The 21,878-nt window shown below is 30.3% G+C and carries 20 protein-coding genes; 4 read left to right on the top strand and 16 right to left on the bottom strand.

The genetic code is table 11. The annotated features are described in order from the left end of the window. Positions 1-9: 9 nt before the first annotated feature. The 8 genes from alr to EG57_RS0223025 form a co-directional block, all read right to left on the bottom strand. Complete coding sequence (gene alr, locus EG57_RS0223060) at positions 10-1,170, bottom strand: alanine racemase (protein ID WP_032079440.1); 1,161 nt, start codon at positions 1,168-1,170, stop codon at positions 10-12. A 74-nt stretch (positions 1,171-1,244) separates the two neighbouring features. Further along, positions 1,245-2,555: a hypothetical protein gene (locus EG57_RS0223055; protein WP_032079439.1), complete on the bottom strand. Its 1,311-nt coding sequence runs from the start codon at positions 2,553-2,555 to the stop codon at positions 1,245-1,247. 383 nt (positions 2,556-2,938) lie between these two features. Next, on the bottom strand, positions 2,939-4,090 hold the full coding sequence (locus EG57_RS0223050) for a M20 family metallopeptidase (protein WP_052038059.1): 1,152 nt from the start codon (positions 4,088-4,090) through the stop codon (positions 2,939-2,941). Between the two features lie 50 nt (positions 4,091-4,140). Next, a complete protein-coding gene (gene menC, locus EG57_RS0223045) occupies positions 4,141-5,256 on the bottom strand; it encodes an o-succinylbenzoate synthase (protein WP_032079437.1) in 1,116 nt (371 codons plus the stop codon). A gap of 119 nt (positions 5,257-5,375) precedes the next feature. Then, positions 5,376-6,614 carry an MFS transporter gene (locus EG57_RS0223040; RefSeq protein ID WP_032079436.1) on the bottom strand — a complete coding sequence of 413 codons (1,239 nt, stop codon included), beginning with the start codon at positions 6,612-6,614 and terminating at the stop codon, positions 5,376-5,378. A gap of 690 nt (positions 6,615-7,304) precedes the next feature. Then, positions 7,305-8,210, bottom strand: coding sequence for a glycyl-radical enzyme activating protein (locus EG57_RS0223035; protein ID WP_032079435.1), 906 nt, complete (start codon positions 8,208-8,210; stop codon positions 7,305-7,307). A gap of 58 nt (positions 8,211-8,268) precedes the next feature. Next, positions 8,269-10,638, bottom strand: coding sequence for a glycyl radical protein (locus EG57_RS0223030; RefSeq protein WP_032079434.1), 2,370 nt, complete (start codon positions 10,636-10,638; stop codon positions 8,269-8,271). Positions 10,639-10,731: 93 nt separating this feature from the next. After that, positions 10,732-11,280: a helix-turn-helix domain-containing protein gene (locus EG57_RS0223025; RefSeq protein WP_032079433.1), complete on the bottom strand. Its 549-nt coding sequence runs from the start codon at positions 11,278-11,280 to the stop codon at positions 10,732-10,734. Positions 11,281-11,536: 256 nt separating this feature from the next. Between EG57_RS0223025 and EG57_RS0223020 the strand changes: the two genes are divergently transcribed. Together EG57_RS0223020 and EG57_RS0223015 are read left to right on the top strand one after the other, a co-directional pair. Further along, positions 11,537-11,980: a MarR family winged helix-turn-helix transcriptional regulator gene (locus EG57_RS0223020; protein ID WP_032079432.1), complete on the top strand. Its 444-nt coding sequence runs from the start codon at positions 11,537-11,539 to the stop codon at positions 11,978-11,980. A 14-nt stretch (positions 11,981-11,994) separates the two neighbouring features. After that, positions 11,995-12,717 carry an SDR family NAD(P)-dependent oxidoreductase gene (locus EG57_RS0223015; RefSeq protein WP_032079431.1) on the top strand — a complete coding sequence of 241 codons (723 nt, stop codon included), beginning with the start codon at positions 11,995-11,997 and terminating at the stop codon, positions 12,715-12,717. Between the two features lie 182 nt (positions 12,718-12,899). Here EG57_RS0223015 and EG57_RS0223010 read toward each other — a convergent pair whose 3' ends face one another. The 5 genes from EG57_RS0223010 to EG57_RS0222990 form a co-directional block, all read right to left on the bottom strand. After that, the gene (locus tag EG57_RS0223010) at positions 12,900-13,514 is read right to left on the bottom strand and encodes a permease prefix domain 1-containing protein (RefSeq protein ID WP_032079430.1); all 615 of its coding nucleotides are present in this window, start codon (positions 13,512-13,514) and stop codon (positions 12,900-12,902) included. Then, on the bottom strand, positions 13,507-13,851 hold the full coding sequence (locus EG57_RS0223005) for a PadR family transcriptional regulator (RefSeq protein WP_032079429.1): 345 nt from the start codon (positions 13,849-13,851) through the stop codon (positions 13,507-13,509). Before EG57_RS0223005 ends, EG57_RS0223010 begins: the two co-directional genes overlap by 8 nt. 325 nt (positions 13,852-14,176) lie before the next feature. After that, positions 14,177-15,586 (bottom strand): glycoside hydrolase family 1 protein, encoded by a 1,410-nt coding sequence (locus EG57_RS0223000; RefSeq protein WP_032079428.1) that lies wholly within the window; start codon positions 15,584-15,586, stop codon positions 14,177-14,179. Positions 15,587-15,597: 11 nt separating this feature from the next. After that, complete coding sequence (locus tag EG57_RS0222995) at positions 15,598-15,915, bottom strand: nucleotide pyrophosphohydrolase (RefSeq protein WP_032079427.1); 318 nt, start codon at positions 15,913-15,915, stop codon at positions 15,598-15,600. Positions 15,916-15,981: 66 nt separating this feature from the next. Beyond that, positions 15,982-16,386, bottom strand: a complete 405-nt coding sequence (locus EG57_RS0222990; RefSeq protein ID WP_032079426.1) for a C-GCAxxG-C-C family protein — start codon at positions 16,384-16,386, stop codon at positions 15,982-15,984. A gap of 283 nt (positions 16,387-16,669) precedes the next feature. On the opposite strand from EG57_RS0222990, the gene EG57_RS0222985 reads away from it, so the two are divergent. Together EG57_RS0222985 and EG57_RS0222980 are read left to right on the top strand one after the other, a co-directional pair. Further along, positions 16,670-18,382: a methyl-accepting chemotaxis protein gene (locus EG57_RS0222985; protein WP_032079425.1), complete on the top strand. Its 1,713-nt coding sequence runs from the start codon at positions 16,670-16,672 to the stop codon at positions 18,380-18,382. 127 nt (positions 18,383-18,509) lie between these two features. Next, entirely contained in the window at positions 18,510-19,676 is a 1,167-nt protein-coding gene (locus EG57_RS0222980; RefSeq protein WP_032079424.1) for an iron-containing alcohol dehydrogenase, read from the top strand. A gap of 95 nt (positions 19,677-19,771) precedes the next feature. Here EG57_RS0222980 and EG57_RS0222975 read toward each other — a convergent pair whose 3' ends face one another. From EG57_RS0222975 to EG57_RS0222965, 3 genes are all read right to left on the bottom strand, one after another. Then, positions 19,772-20,359 (bottom strand): DUF3841 domain-containing protein, encoded by a 588-nt coding sequence (locus tag EG57_RS0222975; RefSeq protein ID WP_032079423.1) that lies wholly within the window; start codon positions 20,357-20,359, stop codon positions 19,772-19,774. A gap of 107 nt (positions 20,360-20,466) precedes the next feature. Beyond that, positions 20,467-21,621, bottom strand: a complete 1,155-nt coding sequence (grdD, locus tag EG57_RS0222970) for a glycine/sarcosine/betaine reductase complex component C subunit alpha (RefSeq protein ID WP_032079422.1) — start codon at positions 21,619-21,621, stop codon at positions 20,467-20,469. Positions 21,622-21,682: 61 nt separating this feature from the next. Further along, positions 21,683-21,878: DUF5940 domain-containing protein (locus EG57_RS0222965; protein WP_032079421.1), on the bottom strand; the 196-nt coding region annotated here is incomplete at its 5' end.

The following is a 21,878-nucleotide window of genomic DNA, read 5'->3' as shown; positions in this document are numbered from 1 at the left end:
TTTTTTATTTTAAAAATAATTTTTAACTTTCACAATTTGTCCATTTTCTATATATATTCTTGGCACTCTCTTACTTACCATACAAAGCACTTCATTTTTTATTGTACCTAGAACATTTGCTATATCATCAGCATCAAATTTACAATTGCCTTGTCTGCCCATAAGTATTACTTCATCTCCAACCTTTACATCTTCAATATCTGTAACATCAACCATACATTGATCCATACAAATATTACCCACAACTGGTGCAAACTTACCATTTATTATTACTTTTGCTCTTCCAGAGAACATTCTAGTGTATCCATCAGCGTATCCAACTGGCAATGTAGCTATAATACTTTTTCTTTGTGTTTTGAACTTTCTTCCATAGCCTACATATTGGCCTTCATTCAGCACTTTTAAATGTACAATATTAGCTTTCCAAGTCATTACAGGCTTAATATCTAATTTACTTTTATCCACTTCATCTGAAGGATAATACCCATAAAGTATTATTCCCGGTCTTACTCCATCACAATAAGCTTCAGGCATTTCTATCATTGCTGCACTATTACAAATGTCTTTAATTTCAATATTTAAGCCTTTTTTCTCTAATTCGCTAATAAACAACTTATATTTATTAAATTGAAGATAAGAATATTTTTTATCTTTCTCATCAGCTGTAGAAAAATGCGAAAAAATACCTTCAATTTTAATATTAGAAAGTTTACTTATTTTTACCGCTTCCTCTACACTTTCTTTTGTTGGAAGAAATCCAATCCTCCCCATTCCAGTATCTACAGCAAGATGTACTTTTGCTATTTTATTTTTATCTTTCGCAAATTCAGATAAGCTTTTAGCATATTCATATGAAAATACTACTGGCTCCAAACCGTATTCTATAAGATCATTAAATTGAGTATCTGGAGTAACTCCCAAAATATTAATTGAACACGTTATTCCACTTTTTCTAAGCTCTACACCTTCACTTAAAACTGCTACCGATAATCTTGTTGCTCCATTTTTAAGCAATACTTCTGAAACTTCGAAAGCACCATGACCATACGCATCTGCCTTAACTATCCCAAAAATTTCTTTAGTCCTTGCTTTAGCTTTTATATTTCTCATATTATATTGTAAATTATCTAAGTTTACTTCTGCCCATACAGGTCTATAATTTCTAAACATATTAAATTACTCCTTTTTTAATTAATATATATTAAGTTAATTTTGGGGCAACTTATATAACTTTTTCAGTTGTCCTAAAAAAATGTTAATTTAATAACCCTACTTGGTCTTCCTGTGTCATATATCATCTTCTTTCCAACAGTCTCACAAAAATCATATGCTTCTAGCTTTTGAATAAATCTATCTATACTTCGCTTACTCATTTCACATAAATTTGCAAGCTCCTTAGGCGAAAGTGTATAATCGTTGCATTTTTCTGCAGCATTGTAAATTTTATATATTGTGTTTATACTTATTCCTGTTTGTTCTGATATGTGTGATAATCTCTTATCTATAAACTTTTGATGTTTTTCTGATTTATTGTTTAATGGTCCTCTAGTTTCACCATTTTCATATACGACAAATCCTTCATTTCCACCTGCTCTAATAGCTTTATTTAACCCAGAATAAGCATTAAACTTAGCTTCTTGTGCAGTACTCCCATATCCTATTCCTAAACTTATAGTTTTTAAAACTTTTTCTTCAACTAATTCAAATAAATAAATTTTTTTATAATTGCTTGTTACTGTCTCAAGTATTTTCTTTGTTGTAAAAATCATATATTCCTTATTATTTACTTCAACTACGGCAGCTTTAATTTTAGATGCAAATAAATAAATGCATTCCGATATTTTTATTCTATTAATAACATTTTGATATTCATCCTCTTTAATCACTGAGTATTCATCAGGAAAGTCTATCTGTACTACCATAACTACAATCTGATTATCTGTATTGCTTTGAGCTAAATATTCTAATCGTAATTTTTCAACAGTAGCAAGTATTACATTTTTTATAGGAGTCACCAGGATACATGGAATGTTTTTAGTACAAAGCTTATCATAAATTTCAACTAAGCCAGTAATACAGCCGGATATTTTTTTAGAATAGTAGTTATTGCAGTGAAAACGATATACATAGTCTATATAGTTCTTTTGAGTTAACTTTTGTTCAGCTATAAAAAAATTAAAATTTTCTCTTTTAAATCCTATTTCTTCATATACTTCATATAACATTTCCTTAGTAAAAGTATCAAAACTAACAGATAATATATCATATTTTTTTATAACTGATGCTTCCAATAAGGTCCTTAGTAATGTACTTCCATGCCTAGGGAGGTATTCCCATATAATATTCTGTTTAATGAATTTTTCTGATATCTTAAATGGCGTTTTTCCTAAAAATATAAGGGTATCTAAATCCTTTTGACAATCTTGAACCAAATCAGGTGCTTCTATAGACTCCTTATATATTAAATCTATAAGCTCTATTCTAGGATAATGTTCCTTAATGGTTACATGTGTTTTTTTTACAAATTCTTCCGGACCAACAATACCCATCTTCATAGGTTTTCTCCTCCTTACTTTAAATATTAATAGTTTTACAAACACATACACAATATTATTTTTTTATTATTAAAAAAGTACTTTAAATATAAATATTTTAATTATAACACAATAAATATAATTGTAGTCAAAAATTTCTCTTTTCACTATCATGAAGGCAACAAAAAAACATATTGCAAATTTCAACTTATAATTCCCATTACGTTTACAATCCTTCTTATATATTTCATGTATCTATTACTTTTATTCAATAGTAATAGAAATTTTAACAGTGGTAATTAAGAAAATTACCACCGCAGCATGGAGTATCTTGTTAGTCCAATTTATGTAATAACAACTGAACTTCATTGTTATCCTTAAACCCAAATTATTTATGATATGCTTTAAAAAGCAACTATACTAGAAGCAAGAAGTTTAGCACGTTCATTTAAACTATAAACTTGAATATATTCATTTTCACCATGGTTTAATTCTCCACGAGCTCCCATAGCACAAACTGTTGGAACTCCAGCCATAGTAGACCAGCATGAATCAGAACTTCCACCTACAAATATTGGCTTTATCTCTGGTTCTATTCCAAGTTTACGACCCTGTTCTTGAACTATCTTAAAAAGCTCCATTCCTTTTTCCGTTTTTTCCATGGGCATAAAAGAAATCTTTTCGTGTGAGATAGTTGTATGTGTTCCTTTGACATAGGTTTTTTCTGCAACCTTTCTCAAATCATTAAGAACTTTCTCTCCTTGTTCACAGGTTTTAAACCTTATGTCAATTTTGGCATGTGCTTCTCCTGCAACACTATTGGCTACAGTACCACCTTTGATAACACCTACATTATATGTTATACCCGATTGATAATCTGTTAAGTTATGCAAATCTACAACTTTATTAGCCAATTCCAAAACTGCTGAAGCACCTTTTTGAGGATCTTTACCTGCATGTACATCTATTCCTTTTATTGTCATATTGGGATATATAGCACCTTTTCTTCCTACAACAACCGCTCCATCATCTGACCCTGTCTCCATATTAAACACAGCATCTTTATCCTTTGCCTCACGTATGAATAATTCTGGTGTATTCAATACTGGATGCCCTGATTCTTCATCTCCGCAAAAGAATACAGTAATATTTTTTTTATTCCAATCTAAATCATGAAGTGCCTTAAGTGCTGAAAGCGCTATTACCACACCACCCTTCATGTCTAAAACTCCAGGTCCATAAGCCTTACCATCTTTTATAGTAAAAGGCCTTTTTGCCGCTGTACCCTTTGAAAAAACAGTATCTATATGACCTATAACCATAGCATTTTTCTTTTTCTTACCTTCTTTGCGAGCTATAACATGAGTACATATTCCTTGATTTTCCAGATACTCAACTTTAAATCCAATGCTACTTAATACATCTCCAACAATATGGGCAACCTTATCTATTCCTTCTGGATTGTCACAACCTGAATCAATACTAACTAATTTTTCCAGCAGCGAAATCATATCCTCATCGTATCCATCAACCTTTTTGCTAATTTGTTCTATCATTATAACTCCTCCTTATGTCTTTTTCTTATCAGAAAATTGAAACATCAAATTTAATATTTATTGTTGTAAACAGCCTTTCTAACTGTAAACTTGTCCATATAATATGTATCAGGATCAAATCCTATACCATTTCCCTTTGGTACATCAATAAATGTACCATTAAGCTTAATCATTGGATTTATAATATCCTGGGCATAGTAACGTTCTGATGCAGCAATATCATTTGGTAGAGTATATCCTTCAAGTGTTGCTACTGCAATATTGTGGGCCCTTGCAATTCCAGAATCCAACATTCCACCACACCAAATACCAATTCCATTATCATGACCTATCTTTTGAATCTTTTTAGCTTCAGTTAGTCCTCCAACCCTAGCTACTTTTATATTTATTATTCCACAGCTTTTAAGCTTAATGGCCTTTTTAGCATCTTCTAGTGTTACAATACTTTCATCAAGACAAATCTTTGTATTGATTTGTGACTGTAATTCAGCATGATCAACTATATCATCATGTGCTAAAGGCTGCTCAATCATTATTAATCCAAGTTCATCTAATTTTTTAAATGTATCAATATCATCTAAGGAATATGCTGAATTTGCATCAGCCATTAACATTATATCCCCAAACTTTTCTCTAACAGCTGTCATATAAGCTATATCTTTACCTGGTTTTATTTTAATCTTAATTCTACGATATCCATCTTCAATATATCCTTGAACTGTATCTAGCAAACTTTGAACATCTTTTTGAATTCCTATACTAACTCCTGTTTCGACCTTGCCTTTAGTACCGCCTAATGCTTTAGCAAGAGGAATATTTTTTTCCTTTGAATATAAATCCCAAAGTGCACAATTAATTGATGATTTTGCCATTTCATTACGACGATATCCTGAAAACAGTTCAGTTGTTTCATCTGGATGCTCTATTGTAGCTGCAAGCGTTTCTGGAATTAAAAAATTCTCTAATAATGTCCAAGCACCACCTATAAATTCCTCATTATAAAGTGGTCTTTCAAAAGTTGAACACTCACCATATCCAATATTCCCATCCTTGTCATGAGCTTCAAGAATCAAACAGTTTTTAAATTTCATTGAATCAAAACTTGTTTCAAATGCTTTCTTTAATGGTATTTGAATTTGTCTTAGTATTATTTTTTTAATTTCCATAATATTACCATCCTTCCTTTTATATCAAATATAGTAATTACATTTAAAATAAGAATACTTATTTTTTGCTTAATCATTTAGAAAAACTCAATTTAGATTTTGTTTAACATTACTTTAAATTATGCTGATGCTGTTTCAAGCTTCTGAATACTTTCAGATCTTTTGTTAATTTCCTTACTATTTAATGTTAATGAAACAATAAATGCAATTGCTACTGAAAATACCAAAAATAAGAAAGCTGCATTATAAGAACCATTAAAAATATCAACTAGAAACCCCATTGCAAGCGGAGCAACAAAACCTGCTAATTGACCTCCAAAGTTTAGTACTCCCATTGATGAACCATAGTTATCTTGTGTTATTATTTTGCTAAACAGTGAGTATGTTGATGTAAATGTAATTGACTTGAAGAAATAAGTAATTACTTCAAAAATAATAACTGAAGTCAATGTTTTTGAATTATACATTTCAAAAACAAATATAGTAGTTAATAAGCTTGAAATAACAATAATAAACTTTTCTTTATTCTTGAAAAACCTATCCATAATCCAACCACTACTAAAAGCACCTATCCCTGCTGCAATGAATGGAAGAGGAACTAAGTAAGATATACTTTTTAAGTTTATGTGTCTTGCTTTTAACAGATAAGTAGGCATCCATGAATCCAATCCTTTGTTTACCATACTAATTCCAAAAGCAATGATAACAAATTTCCATACCATTCCACTTGTTAATATCTGACTCCAATTCCCCTTCTTAACTTCTTTCTTATCCTCATCTATACTCTTATTTTTTCTAATAGGACGCACTGTAAAATAGTAAATAATTACAAATGCTATACCTATAATTCCAACTACATGAAAGGTCATTCTCCATCCGAAGGCAATCATAATTGGTGCAACAATCATTGGAGCTATTGCACTACCAACATAATTAGAAGATAACATGCTAGAAGTTGCCTTTGAACGATTTTTATAACCAAAAATTTCAGAAGTTTCTGATAAACACGCTGCTGCGTAAGGTCCTTCACCTATTCCAAACATGAAACGAATGACAAGTAACGATGTAATTGACCAAGAAAATCCAGTTAACATGGTAAATGCTGACCACATTAAAATAGCAATGATAATTACTACTTTAGAACCTAGTTTATCTGACAACCAACCTCCAGGAACCTGTATAAATGCATAACTGATATAGAAAATGCTCAAGACTAGTCCTGATTGTGCTGATGTTAAGCCAAACTCTTTTCCCATAGAAGCAATTGAAATACTAATTGCAGCTCTATCAATAAATAATATACAAAATGCTATATAAAGAAGTGCAAATACTACATACTTATGGCTATTTTTTTTCATTTTTATTACTCCTTCCTAATTCCCAAATCCTTTTATTAAATAGTAGCTTGATTTAATGCCTCGAATAAATTTAAGTTTGTCCATATTCCCATTTGATACATGATTATTTTGATCTAAATTTGCATAAGGTATAGTTAATGTTGTTTTTTAAGATTTTTGTAAAAAATGAAAGTTATCTAAAGTAAAATAATCAATAATTGTTAATTTAAAATTCTCCTTTCTCTTTATACTTGTAGTACGTACTTCTTATTTTTCCAAATGGAAGATTATTTATATTGATATTAATAATAATATAAATATGCTGTCCATAAAATATCTTAAATTTGTCTCAAACATCAAAAAAATCAAAAAATTCTATAATTTTTTGATTTTCTAAAGGTTTTTTTGCATTTTTTTAAAAATAAACCATACTTTTTGATGATTTATCAAAGACTTTAAGACATATTCCAAACATCTTCACAATATAAAAACAAAATATTATTTTATGTATTATGAAATTCTTCATTGAATTTTTATGACCATTTTAATTATATATATCTTTTTATTTCATTCTTAATTTTTCGACTTTTGAATACTTTATTATATAAAATTTTTATTAACAAAAAAATGTGGCAAATCATCACCACATTTTTTGTATTTCTTCAACCTAAAGAGAATAGGGCTGCTACAGATAGTATCCATAGGATAAATTTATTTATAGCTAACTACCTGAACCCCTTCATTTTCAATTGTCTCATGTAACTTCTTAATGTATTTTTCTGACGGAGTTTTAAACTGTTTTAATGGTTTTTCTAGGCCTAAAGCTTCATATTTACTATCACCATAAGAATGATATGGCAGCAGCTCCATCTTAGGTATCTCTATGTTTTCTCTGACAAATTTAGCTGTTTTTCTTATATTTTCTACATCTTCATTAAAACCTTCAATTACCGGTATTCTAATCACTACAGGTATCTTTAATTCATTAAGCCTGCATATATTTTTCAATATTTTTTTATTGCTGACCCCTGTATAAAACTTATGTTTGCTGTCATCCATATGCTTTATATCTATAAATATTAAACTCATTTTTTCCAAAATATCTTTTACATCTTCAAAATCAAAATAGCCAGAAGTTTCAATAGCTAAATCCACAGCTGAATCATAAAGTTTATATACAAGTTCCCTAAGAATATCTACTTGCATAGCAGCTTCTCCTCCAGAAAAAGTAACACCACCACCTGAATGTCTATAAAATATCTTTTGCTTTTCAATTATATTTAATATTTCTTCACTGCTGTAATTATAAATTAAACTTTTTCTGCTTTTAGTTGGACATTCCTTTACGCAAGCTCCACAGGCCTTACATTTTTCCATTTCGAGTGGAATATTTAAATTTATCCCCACTCCTTGTGGACATATCTGAGCACACTTGCCGCACTTTACACAAGTTTTTTCATAGTAAGCAATTTTCTTAAAGCTTGTATGACTTTCTGGATTAGAACACCACCTGCATCTAAGAGGACATCCTGCAAAAAAAATTATTGTTCTTATTCCATTTCCATCATTAACAGAAAAATTCTGCGGCTCCATAAAATATCCACGTAAGTTATTCATACAATCACACCTTTTTTAATCATATGAGCACAAAACACCATTTGCTTATATGATACCTTTAATAAGTTTCGTGAGCTGTTCTTGCAATAATTGCATCCTGCATTGATTTAGATAGATTTACAAATTGTGTGCTGTAACCTGCAACTCTGACTAACAAATCTTTATAATCCTCAGGATGTTCCTGTGCTTTAATTAATGTTTCAGTAGATATTGTATTAAACTGCACATGAAAGGCACCTAATGAAAAGAAAGATTGTATCATAGCTCCTAAATTACTCTGACCTCTTTTTGTATTTACCAAATCTTCATTTAATCTTAAGTTTAATAATGTTCCACCTGAATGTATATCCTGATTAACCTTTGCTGCTGAACGCATAGCTGCAAGTGGTGTAGAAGTATCTGATCCTGCAAAAGGAGATACACCTTCTGACAATGGTTCCTTAGCTTTTCTTCCACAAGGAGTGGCTCCAACTACCTTTCCTGTTGGCAAATAGTTAGAAATACCCATAAAAGCAGTGTTAAAGTTATTGCCATTAATATCTTTATATTTGTGCCCTTCCTTATAATAGTGATTTGCCATCTTAATAGCAATGTCATCTACATAATCTATGTCATTTCCGTACTTTGGAACTGATAAAGCTAGCGCTCTAAGTTCTTCATAGCCTTCCCAATTTGCATCAAGCGCCTTTACTAATGTTTCCATATTTGTAACCTTATCTTCAAAAACAAGTTTTTTGATCACAGCAAGCGAATTAGATGTAACTGCAAGTCCTATTCCAGTAATTACAGGTCCAAGATTGTATTTAGCACCAGCATCAACTAAATCTTTTCCTTTTATCATACAATCTTCTATACATGAAGATAAAAATGGTCTTGGAACGATCTCCTTATGAATCCTTTGTGCTACTAAAGTAGCTGTAATTGAATGTGCAATTAGATTATCAAATTGCTTGTAAAAAGCTTCTTCTACTTCTTCATAAGATTCAAAGGTTGATGGATCTTTTTCATCCATACCTATCTTTTCACCAGTAATTCTACTTACACCTTTATTTAAGGCATATTCTAAAGCTGCAGTAAAATTAACATTTACTGCAGAAGTCCATTCACCTGTCTTACGGAAATGAGGAACTACACAACCGCAGTTGTTCCAATCTCTAGCATCCTCTGGTTCATAACCAGCATTTATAAGCATTTGATATCCTGCATTATCATTGTGAATTGCTGGAAAACCAGTCCCCTTACTTACCAAATGAGTAACTTCATCTAAAAAACTGCTTGGACAATCTTGATGAATTCTAACACTTAATCCTGGTTGATGTGTTTTTACTCTTTCAGTGGCTCTTAAACACATATAAGAAAGATCATTAGTCGCATCCTTTCCTTCCCTTGTCTTTCCACCAACTGTCAAATTTTGAAATTGATTATATCCAGCAAAGAATTCAGCAGTATTTGCAGAAATTGTCCAAACCCATTCTGATAACTTTATCCAAAGAGCTTCAATAAGTTCTTCAATTCCATCCTTTGTCATAATTCCTTTTTCTATATCTGATTTATAATATGGATACATAAACTGATCGAATCTTCCTATATTAAGGGCTAATGGATTTTCAGCCAATATTCCGCCAACTTGTGTAAACCAAACAAATTGAATAGCTTCATAAAAATTTTCAGGAGGATTTTCAGGAATTTTACTACATATTTCAGATATTTTTAATAGTTCAGCTTTCCTTGTAGAATTGTTTTCTGTATCTGCCATTTCCTTAGCCTTTGCAGAATACCTATTAGCAAGAGTAATAATTCCTTCTGAAGTAATTATAATTGAATTGTAAAAATCCTTCTTTTTTATATCTTCTACTGAAGTAAGAGAAAGTTTTGATATATGTTCTTTAGCTTCTTCAATAATTCCACCAAAACCTTTTTTAAACAAAACATCTTGATAATCGGGTGTTATTTCACCAACTGCCTGCCTCCATTTTGAATCATTGTCAACTATACCAGTATCAACAGCAACTTTTGCAGTTTCCTTTGGAAGCTGCGCCAAAAAGGATTCCTCTAACGATTGTCCTTTCCAATAAGGAAAGATATTCTTTCTAACAAATGTTCTTTGTTCATCTGTCATAACATATGGATCTTGAACTCTTTTATCAAAGTTATCCATTTCCCTATCTACCCATGTCCATGAAAATTCTGGAGTTAATATACCACATTTTCTAAATTCACCAATAGCACCAACAATAAGTTCTCCTTCAAAAATATTAACATCAATTTGCTCACAAGTATCTTTAAAAGCTTTAGCTCTTCTTATTGGAATAGCTTCACCTTCTGTCTTCTTGTGTGATTCTGTCCAAATTCTTGCCCTTTCATAGGAAATTGCAGGTTTTGCATTGATATAATTTTTTCTTGCCTTTTCAATTCTTTCTGTAATCATGATTATCACCCTCCAATTATATTTGTGTTATGTTATAGCATATGTTTTATGTTATAACATACAAAATTTTTAAAATTAGTCTAAAATATATATTTAATATTTAATTACATTTTGAAATATAACTTCTTCATCATATGGATTACTGTACGTATGACTTTTATTAGGTCTAAATCTTAATGCTGCTGGAGCCATAAGTTCAAAGGTTCGATCTTCTAAATCAAGCTTTAAAGTTCCTTTTGTTACTACAATATATTCTTCTACTGAACTCTGATGAGGCGTAGAAACATGATGTGCACCAGGAAGTAATTTGATGTAAAAATATTCAAACCCAGATAAAGGATTAAAGGGAAACACATCATATAATATCATTTTGCCATCTGATTCATATACAGGTTCAATATTATCTATTGATACTGCTTTATATTCATCATTTTCACTTCCTAATAGCTCAGAAAATGAAATACGTAACCCTGTAGAAATTTTCCATAATATTGATATTGTGGGATTTGATTCTCCTCTTTCAATTTGTCCCAGCATTGCTTTACTTACACCTGTTAAATTAGATGTTTCTTCTAAAGTCAACTCCCTTTCAAATCTCACTCTTTTCAAAACAGAACCTATATTATATGTTGGATCGTTCAATTCATATCAGCCTTTCTCTATGTTGTATTTTTATATCATATACATTATAACATACTTTGTACATTATAACATACTTAATCTTTATATTTTATTATATAAAATTTTACAATACTGAAGAAACTAACTTATAAACAACTTGCGCATAAACTTAAATAAGTTTTTTAGATTTTTACTTGACTTATTTTGTTAAATGCAATATTATTTCATTATAGAATTAATACTATATCGAATTAATACTGAAAGGAAGTAATCAGATATGAATAAAATAAATGAAGAACAATTCCAGAGATTTGATACTGTTATGCACAAGATATATAAACGCTTGAGACAATTGCATGGAGATATAGATACAATGTTCCCTGGTGGAATAACAAGTAATGAACTAAGTGTATTAAAAGTAGCTAGCAAATATCCTGATGCAGCTTTAAAGGAAATTAGTCGATATTTAGATGTACCAGGGAGTACTCTTACTAGCATAGTTGATAGACTTGAAAAGAGGAATTTGGTTAAACGCATTATAAGTTCCAAAAATAGACGCTCCTATTCATTAGAATTAACGCAAGAAGGTATTAAAATAAGTGAACTACATGAAGTTGCTGAAAACCAGCTGTGGAAAAAGGTGCTTGGAGCTTTAGATGAAGACTGTGAAAGAAATACATTAATTAATCTGCTAGATAAAATTAGTAAAGGAATAGAATAATTGGAGGCATAGAAATGAAAAAGGCTATTGTAATAGGTGCTACATCGGGTATCGGAAAAGAAACAGCTAAAAAACTGTCTAAAAATGGTTATGAAGTTGGACTAGCTGGAAGAAGAGAGGAACGTCTTATAGAAATTCAAAAATCCATAACAACTAAAACCTTTATAAAGAAAATAGACGTTTCTAAAACTGATGAAGCAATTGATCTTCTAAAAGAACTTATAAAAGAACTTGGAGGCTTGGATTTAATTGTAATATGCCCTGGTATTGTAAGGCCAAATATTGAACTGAATTGGAATAAAGATAAAGAAACTATAGATACAAATGTATTAGGCTTTTCGTCCATGGTTAGTGTCACTGCACAATATTTTTCTAATCAGAATCATGGACATATAGTTGGTATTTCTTCTATGTCTGCAATTACATACAGTGATAGAACTAATGCCTATTGTGCATCAAAGGCTTTTATATCAAGTTATTTGAGAGGACTAAGAATACTATTTAATAAATCAAATAAAAATGTATATGTAACAGAGGTTCTTCCTGGCTGGGTATATACTGAAATGACTAAAAATGCTGATATGTCAAAAGTTTTTTGGGCTATCAGTGCTGATAAAGCAGCTACTCAAATATATGATGCTATAGTAAGTAAGAAGAAAAAAATATACGTTTCTAAAAGATGGCGTATTTTAGCTTGGCTTATTAATATACTTCCTGAAGGACTTAGAGTTAAATAGACAATGGTAAGTTTTTCATCACATCAGCTAAATTATTTCTTATTATTTTCAGCTTAAAGTTTGTGAAAACCTTAGCCCTGTTTAAGAAACGGGAATTTCATCAAGTTACTAGACTTTCACAAACTTCCAGCTCTACCTTAACAAAAAAAATAATATATAGGCTTTTCGTACTGTGCTTAGCACTATTTTTTAACTTTAATGTAGTATATTCTTAAAAGTAAAGTTATAAAAAAGGTAATTCCCAATATAAATGCGAAACTTCCTATAACATGATGAGGAAAGTAAATCCATACAAAAGTTAAAGGTACACATATAACAAAGTCACAAACTAAAAATGCCATTAAAACCAGTTCAAGCTTTTTAATAAAATAGTAATAATAAAATGCTATATCCCAAATTGCTAGAGAAATCATAAATATTAAATATGAAATATTTTTAAATCCATTTTTAACTAAATCTTCACTAAAATATTGAATATCTTCACCATTACATAACATCCCAATAATTTGAAATAGTATCCCTATTATAAAAACAATAGCACCAGCTTTTATAAGCATCTTTGTAAATATACTACGATTCTTTAATACGCTGTTCATTTCAGCTACCACAGTATTTTCTTGTCCAAAACACTGCAAAACTTTAAATATGCTCTCCTCTTCACTCAATCCTTGTTTCTTTAATTCTTCCACTTCCTCATGCAAATAATTTCTCATTTCTTCCTTTAATATTTTTGCATCTTTATTCGAATTGTCAAAATTCCCATAAATACTATCAATATACTCTTCAATCTTATTCATCTAATATAACCTCCATAAAATTATTTAGCAACAATTTTAAAAAATCCCATTCTTTTACCTTGATTGAAAAATAATTTCTGCCTTCTTCAGTAATTGTATAGTATCTTCTTCTTCCACCTCCACTGCTTTTATTATCATTCCAATAACCTTTTAAGTAGTTCTTTTTTTCTAAACGTTTTAAAGATACATATAAAGTAACTTCCTTCATTTCAAATTCTTCTTTTGATTTCTCTTTTATCTTTTTGGCAATTTCATATCCGTACATATCAGCATTTTGTAAAATACTTAATACTATTGTGTCAATATATCCTTTCAATATTTCTTTATCAAATTGCAACACTTCACCCCCTTAGAAAAATCATTTTATTACACATATTATTATATATAGTACTTTATATTATATAGTAATATTATACTATATAATGGTTAAAATTGATATACCTGGTCATATATTTTTTTACGACTTATTTATGATTTATTTTACAAAAGGACTGTTGCACTAAGTAATTTATATACAATACATTGTTTTGCAAATTAAAAACAACGTAATATATTGTAGTACTTACACTTAATGCAACAGCCCCTTATGAAAATCAAGGTGAAATCTGCTGAAAACTTAATATATTAAATTTAAAAACAATTCAGTTATTATTTTATACATTTTAAAGTTCTTCACCATTAGTTTCAATAACCTTCTTATACCAATAGAAGCTCTTTTTCTTATATCTTTCTAAAGTCCCACTTCCATCATCATGTCTATCTACATATATAAAGCCATATCTCTTTTTAAGTTCCGCAGTTGATGCACTAACTAGATCTATGCATCCCCAAGTAGTGTATCCCCAAAGTTCAACACCATCTTCAATAGCCTCTCTTACTTGAATTAAATGATCTTTTAAATAATTAATTCTATAATCATCATTTACAGTCTTGTTACCATTTTCATCAGTTATTAATTCATCCACAGCACCCAACCCATTTTCAACTATAAATAATGGTTTTTGGTATCTGTCATACAATAGATTAAGTATATATCTTAGTCCCTCTGGATCTATCTGCCATCCCCAACCTGAAGCTTTTAAGTACGGATTTGGTATTCCGCCAATAATATTGCCTTCTCCTTTTTTATTCTTTTCTGGATCTGAAGTTGCACAAGCACTCATATAATAACTGAAGGAAATGAAATCAACTGTATTTTTTAATATTTCCTCATCACCAGGTTCCATTTTAATTTCTATGTTATTTTCCTTAAAAAATCTATTCATATATCTTGGATATTGTCCCCTTGCATGAATATCTGCAAAGAAAAGATTTTGCCTATCCTGTTCCATAGCCTTAAGTACATCACTTGGCTTTGGAGTTAATGGATAGTTTGGTACTCCAAGAATCATACAGCCAATTTTAAACTCTGGATTTATTTCATGTCCAATTTTTACTGCCAATGCACTAGCCACCAATTCATGATGCATTGCTTGATACAAATCCTGCTTGCTCAACTTTTCCTTTGGTGTCAAAATACCTGCACTCATATAAGGCTCATGAGTTGCTGAGTTTATTTCGTTAAAGGTGAGCCAGTATTTTACCTTATCCTTATATCTTGTAAATATTGTTCTCACATAGTTTTCAAAAAATCCTATAAGTTTTCTGTTAATCCATCCATCATAATTTTTAGCAAGTGACAGTGGTGTTTCATAGTGTGAAATTGTAACTAAAGGTTCAATTCCATGCTTAGCTAATTCGTCAAATACATTGTCATAAAATTGTAGTCCTTTTTCATTTGGTTCTTTATCATCACCATTTGGAAATATTCTTGACCATGCAATTGATAATCTAAAAGTTTTAAAGCCCATTTCAGCAAACAACTTTATATCTTCTTTATATCTATGGTAAAAGTCTATTCCAATAAGCTTCATATTATCTTCTGTTGGTTCCTTGGTTATAGGTCCCTTTATACCTTTTGGTGCTATATCTTGAGTTGATAAACCTTTACCATCTTCATTATATGCGCCTTCACACTGATTGGCAGCTGTAGCTCCTCCCCATAAAAATCCTTTTGGAAACTTAATTGACATAACTATTCCTCCTATAATTCAGTGTACTTTTTACTATTTCCTTTAGCTTTTTCAACTGGGTATTTTTTCTCATTCTTATCCATTTTACTATTCATAATATCTTCTAAATCAACCTCTAAAGAATCTGCCATATGTATACAATAAATCATAACATCAGCAAGCTCCTCAAGCACATGTTCTTTGTCATAGTTTTCTTCATCCCATAAAAAGTTTTCTAAAAGTTCAGCAGCTTCAATTGAAATTGCTTTAGATAGGTTTGCCGGTGTATGAAATTGATCCCAATCCCTATCAGTTCTAAATTTTCTAATTCTTTTTATTGTATTCTTCATTATAATAACCTCTTTCTATTTTAATATAAATTATAAAGGATTCCAAACTAGGAATCCTTTATAATCTTACTTTTCATTTTCTAAGTATTTTTCTAATATCATGGCTGCATCCTCTACACAACCTCTGCAGGAACGTAATACTTTATTTCCAGTTTTTCCTTTCAATTCAGCACATATAACACTTCCATTTTTATCTTTAAATATTTTCTCCAATTTATGCAATTGATCACTATTACCATTCTTTAATTCAGCAGGATTATCTAAATTCTTTTCTCCACTCATAAAATTACTTACTATATACATCCCCATAACAGCACCACAAGTTTTAAATGCTCCTCCTCCATATTTTTTAGAAATTTCCTTTGCTGTGCTTTCATCAATTTTCATTTCTTCACAAAATGAGCATGTTACTGCTTGCGCACAATTATATCCATTACCATGCTTCTCAGCAGCCTTTTCAAGTTTTGACATATAATTTCCTCCATTTACTTTCTATTAATTTTTATAGTATAAATGACCTTTCATTACAAAAATAGACATGCACTATAACCTTTTATAGAATAACATGTTTTTAAATAAAAATCATCCTCTAGCCACTATACGCAAAATTTGATACATTAATTATTTAAAATATAAAAATTTATACTTTTTTTCTTCTAGATTATGGTGTATAATATAAAATATATTATTTAATAATTAATATTATATAATATTTAATAAAAAGTAATAAAAACTTAATTTTAGGAGGATTATTATGAAGTTATTTAGTAATTTAAAAATGAAGCAAAAATTATTATCAGGATTTTTATTTGCAGCACTGTTTGTTTTGGTTGCAGGTATAATTGGTGGAGTTGGCATGAAGAAAATAAATGCAGTGTCAAATGAATTGTATAATAGTGACATGAAAACTTTACAAGCTTTAAATGAGTTTGATACAAATACTCTTCATTTGAGACTTGAAATAATAAATCTTGTAGAAAGTAGAGATGCCAGCAAGGCTCAAGATACTATAAATACTAGTAATACATTAAAAAATAGAAATAATGAACTTTTAAGCTCATATAAAAAATCAAATTTAACTCCTGAAGAAAAAAGCTTAGTAGACGAACTAGATACTGAGCTAACAGACTGGAGAAATGTATGCAATAACATACTAAATCTTATGTCTCAAGGAAAATATGATGAAGCAGCTAATCTGAATAAAAAAGCATCATCCTACAGAGAAAAATTAACCACAACTATTGAAAAATTAGTTAGTATTACTGTAAAAAGAGCAGATAATAGAAATACTTCAAGTTATATTACATACAAAAGCTCACTTTTAATTATAATTTCCGTTACTTTAATAAGTTTTATTATATCAACATTATTAGGTATTAAAATTACAAATTCTGCTTTAAAGGAAATTAATAAAATTTTTAAATTCAGTGAGGATGTAAGCAATGGAATTTTAAATAGATCTATAGAACTTACCAGCAAAGATGAAATAGGTATAATAGCTGAAAAGTTCAATATTGCAGGTGAAAGTATAAAAACTTTAGTAAAACAAATAATGCAAAGTACAGATCATATGAATGCTTCAAGTCAGGAGTTATCTGCAACTACAGAAGAAATTTCGTCAATGATGTCTTCAGTAAATGAATCAACAAACCAAATAGCTAAAGGTTCTCAAAATTTAAGCAGTGTAACAGAAGAAATAAGCGCATCAACTCAAGAAATAGATGAAAATATAAGCAAACTTTCTCTTAAAGCAAATGAAGCTGCAAATTCTTCAGCTGAAATAAAAAAACGTGCAATTAACATAAAGGAAAAGGCTTCAAGCAGTATAGAAGAAGGTAAAACAATATATGATGAAAAGAGAAAAAATATTATAAAGGCAATTGAAGCTGGAAAGATTGTTTCTGAAGTTAAAACCATGTCTGCATCTATTGCAAGTATATCTGAACAGACAAATCTTCTTGCGCTTAATGCAGCAATTGAAGCAGCTAGGGCTGGAGAACAGGGAAAAGGCTTTGCTGTTGTAGCTGAAGAAGTTAGAAAATTGTCAGAAGAATCATCAAAATCAGTAAAAAGTATAAGTCAAATGGTAATTGCTGTAGAAAGTGCTTTTAATAATATATCTAAAAGTGGTAATGAAATACTTGACTATATAGCAAATGTAGTTACTCCTAATTATCAATTGCTCATGGATATAGGAATTCAATATGAAAAGGATGCTGAATTTATAAATGATATGTCAAATGGTATAAATAATTCCTTAAATCAAATAAAAGAGGTGGTATCACAAGTGAATACAGCCATTGAAGATGCAGCTTCTACAGCAGAACAATCTGCAGCTGGTTCTGAAGAAATCATCGCAAGTGTAAATGAAGTCACTAAAGCAATTGAAGATATATCATTATCTTCTCAAAGCCAAGCTGAACTTTCACAAAAAATCTCGCAAGTGGTAAACAAGTTTACTATTTAATCGCAATATTCATATAAATAATATTTTTTCGACTATTATATTCATTTTTTTGAAAATTATGATATAATGATACTAACTATTTTTTTCAATATATAATTATATTTTTTAAAATAAGGGAGGATAAAAAATGTCAAGATTTACATTACCAAGGGATATTTATTTCGGAGATAATTCTTTAGCTGAATTGAAAAATTTGAAGGGAAAAAAAGCTGTAGTAGTTGTTGGTGGAGGTTCAATGAAAAAATTTGGTTTTCTTGAAAAAGTAGAAAACTACCTAAAAGAAGCTGGTATGGAAGTTAAATTAATTGAAGGCGTTGAACCAGACCCATCTGTTGAAACTGTTTTTAATGGAGCTCAAATAATGAGAGATTTTGAGCCTGATTGGATCGTTTCAATAGGAGGTGGATCTCCAATAGATGCTGCTAAAGCTATGTGGATATTCTATGAATACCCGGACTTTACTTTTGAACAAGCTGTAGTCCCTTTTGGAATACCAGAATTAAGACAAAAAGCTAGATTCGTAGCAATACCATCAACAAGTGGAACTGCTACTGAAGTTACAGCTTTCTCTGTAATTACTGATTATAAAGCTAGAATAAAATATCCTTTAGCTGATTTTAATTTAACTCCTGATATAGCTATCATAGATCCAGCCTTGGCTCAAACAATGCCTCCTAAGTTAACTGCTCACACAGGAATGGATGCTTTGACTCATGCCATTGAAGCTTATGTAGCATCTGCAAGATCTCATTTTTCTGATCCACTTGCAATACAGGCAATGGTTATGGTAAGAGAACACTTAATAAAATCATATAATGGAGATAAAGAAGCAAGGAATGAAATGCATATAGCTCAATGTCTAGCTGGAATGGCATTTTCAAATGCTTTACTTGGAATAGTACACAGCATGGCTCATAAAAGTGGTGCCGTATTCCATATTCCACACGGATGTGCTAACGCCATATATCTTCCATATGTAATTCAATTTAATAGAAAAGCTTCTGAAAGCAGGTTTGCTATTATAGCTAAAACTTTAGGATTAACTGGAACTACTAATGCTGACTTAACAGATTCATTAATAGCTATGATTAGAGATATGAATAAGCAGCTAAATATTCCATTAACATTAAAAGATTATGGTATAACTGAAGAAGATTTTAATGCAAATGTAGACTTTATATCTAAAAATGCTCTTACAGATGCATGTACAGGTTCTAATCCAAGAGAAATAGATTTTGACCAAATGAAAAAATTATTCCAGTGTACATTTACAGGTGAGGATTGTACTTTTTAATCTATAAACCTTAAAGCAAACACATATCAAATGGTTTTGAACCTATTATTAAAATAAGACAGGAAAGCTTTACCTTTCCTGTCTTATTTTAATAATTATATTTCCTTTATATCAGCAATCCATTCTTTTTCAAGTTTCCATAAGCTCGATTGAAAATTTCCTTCCTGCACACCTACTGATTTTATTAACTTATCATATTTAAATAAGTTATCCCAGCTTTTTTTAACTTGTGCTTTCAAATTTGAATAAAAAGGCTTTATAAATATGTCTGATTCAATAGAGATATTCTGTTTTACCAACATATCTTTATGCCTTTTTTCATCTTCTTCATCAACACCTAAGTATTTCAGATTTAAAATCTTATTCCAAGCTTCAACCTTGAAAAAAATCACCTCTTCAATAGGAACCTCCAATGTAAGCATATAGTTACCAGGATATCCACCAGCATAATCTGCTTTTATAAACGCCCAAAATGGATATTCAGCCTTTTCAGTCCTTTTTACAATATTTTGTGCTTTATTTATATACCAATTATATGCCTCTAAAAATATACTTGAAACCTCTTGATACTTTTTTACAATATATTCTCTTTTTACATAGCATACCTTTTGTTCAAGTAAAGTTTTAATAACTATAGGACTTTGGGAAGTATACAATATTATCTTATCACTCTTTGCACCCATTCTTTTTTCACCTCCCAGATTGTACCTTGCTTAAAGCTTGATTCTGGTTCATATTTTTATTTTTTCTCCCATAAAATCACCTTACTATAAAAAGCCTTAAATTAGGACTATTTAAATCCATTCTTTATAAGTATATTAACAGCGTTTTCGCTTTCATCTTCACTTACCAAAACTATTGGACCAGTGCAGCCCATTCCACTCTCAGAATATATTCCTTCCTTCCAAAGTGATCTACAAGCATCTTCAAGCTCAAGAATATCAATTCCAGGTATTCCGTATGTTACTACTTTTTTAGGTGGCATCTTAACTTCTTCTGCTGCAGCTGCTGGTTTATCTTTTTCAAGTATTTTTCCTATTATTTCTTTTAAACCTGCTGCATTAGCATTTTTATACTCAATATCAGCAAGCTGCAGTAAATTATTTTTTGCAGAAAGTGCACAATATTTTAATGCTTCACAAATTAATGGAGCTCCAGATGCTCTTGATACTATATTAATTATCTTATCATAGCCTTCTCCTACTCCTGGACCATATCCATATCCAGTAGTCTCATAGTTTCCTCCTGTTGTATATGAAGCAAATATCTTTATTAATAAATTTCCTGTCAATGAATCACAAACCATAACATCAGGTGTTCCTGCCAGTAGGTCATTTCCTCTCATAACTGAACCTCCATCAGCTCTCAAGGATTCACTAAAAGCAAACTTATATCCTCTACTTTGCAATTCTTTAAGTGCTCTCTCAACACCTCTAGCTCCATCCACATTTAATATACCAACCTTAGGATCTTCAATACCGCAAGCTTTTGCAACAGCTATTCCATTTATAGTGTTTTTAATCATTCCTTCAACTCTATGAGTGGCTGTTGTTCCTGTAGTTGTAGCAATTATCATTTCTTTTCCTAAACCTGGTGCAATAACTTTTCCAACTGTTGAAACCCCTATAGGAAAATCAAAATGCTGAGTGACACATCCATCTATCACTTTATTATCTAATAATTCCACCATTTTTTTATGTCCTTCTTCAGCATCACTAACCTCAACTATTTCAAAGTCTCCTTCAACTTTAGGACCTATTAAAACTATATCAAAATCACCATATTTGTTCTTGGCAAGTGCTGCAGCTTTCATCATCTCATCCACACCATGTTCTGAACCAAAAGTGGTTAATCCAATTTTAACTCTTTTTCCGAAGCTTCCACTTATAATTCCATCAGCTATTTCATCAAATACTTCTGCAATTACTTTTTTAGTTTGCTCCACGTTGCTCCCTCCTTTTTATTAGCATCTATTCAATACTTCATAATATCTATAATCCCATTGTTTATTCTTCCATCATTTTAGATGCAAATTTTTTTAATTCTTCAGCTATCATGTTCTTAATTTCTTCTTTTGAAACTGCTGCAGCCGAACTATCTGAATCACCATTATTTTTTTCAACCAAAATTGAAATTCCATCAAACAAGTTAGTCATTCTTCCTAAGAACAAGCTTCCTTTTCCTATTAACATAAAGTTATTT

It is taken from the genome of Clostridium drakei, assembly GCF_000633595.2.
GTDB lineage: Bacteria > Bacillota > Clostridia > Clostridiales > Clostridiaceae > Clostridium_AM > Clostridium_AM drakei.
The sequence above is the reverse complement of the archived record's forward strand: the minus strand, read 5'-3'. Positions and strand labels throughout refer to the sequence as shown.

Coding starts and splice junctions, on each gene's coding strand:
- EG57_RS0223055 (WP_032079439.1), bottom strand. CDS start 2,555: ATGAAGATGGGTATTGTTGGTCCGGAAGAATTTGTAAAAAAAACACAT.
- EG57_RS0222990 (WP_032079426.1), bottom strand. CDS start 16,386: ATGTCAAAACTTGAAAAGGCTGCTGAGAAGCATGGTAATGGATATAAT.
- menC (WP_032079437.1), bottom strand. CDS start 5,256: ATGGAAATTAAAAAAATAATACTAAGACAAATTCAAATACCATTAAAG.
- EG57_RS0222975 (WP_032079423.1), bottom strand. CDS start 20,359: ATGGGTGCAAAGAGTGATAAGATAATATTGTATACTTCCCAAAGTCCT.
- EG57_RS0223010 (WP_032079430.1), bottom strand. CDS start 13,514: ATGAATAAGATTGAAGAGTATATTGATAGTATTTATGGGAATTTTGAC.
- EG57_RS0223020 (WP_032079432.1), top strand. CDS start 11,537: ATGAATAAAATAAATGAAGAACAATTCCAGAGATTTGATACTGTTATG.
- EG57_RS0222980 (WP_032079424.1), top strand. CDS start 18,510: ATGTCAAGATTTACATTACCAAGGGATATTTATTTCGGAGATAATTCT.
- EG57_RS0223000 (WP_032079428.1), bottom strand. CDS start 15,586: ATGTCAATTAAGTTTCCAAAAGGATTTTTATGGGGAGGAGCTACAGCT.
- EG57_RS0222985 (WP_032079425.1), top strand. CDS start 16,670: ATGAAGTTATTTAGTAATTTAAAAATGAAGCAAAAATTATTATCAGGA.
- EG57_RS0223015 (WP_032079431.1), top strand. CDS start 11,995: ATGAAAAAGGCTATTGTAATAGGTGCTACATCGGGTATCGGAAAAGAA.
- alr (WP_032079440.1), bottom strand. CDS start 1,170: ATGTTTAGAAATTATAGACCTGTATGGGCAGAAGTAAACTTAGATAAT.
- EG57_RS0223050 (WP_052038059.1), bottom strand. CDS start 4,090: ATGATAGAACAAATTAGCAAAAAGGTTGATGGATACGATGAGGATATG.
- EG57_RS0222995 (WP_032079427.1), bottom strand. CDS start 15,915: ATGAAGAATACAATAAAAAGAATTAGAAAATTTAGAACTGATAGGGAT.
- EG57_RS0223030 (WP_032079434.1), bottom strand. CDS start 10,638: ATGATTACAGAAAGAATTGAAAAGGCAAGAAAAAATTATATCAATGCA.
- EG57_RS0223035 (WP_032079435.1), bottom strand. CDS start 8,210: ATGAATAACTTACGTGGATATTTTATGGAGCCGCAGAATTTTTCTGTT.
- EG57_RS0223040 (WP_032079436.1), bottom strand. CDS start 6,614: ATGAAAAAAAATAGCCATAAGTATGTAGTATTTGCACTTCTTTATATA.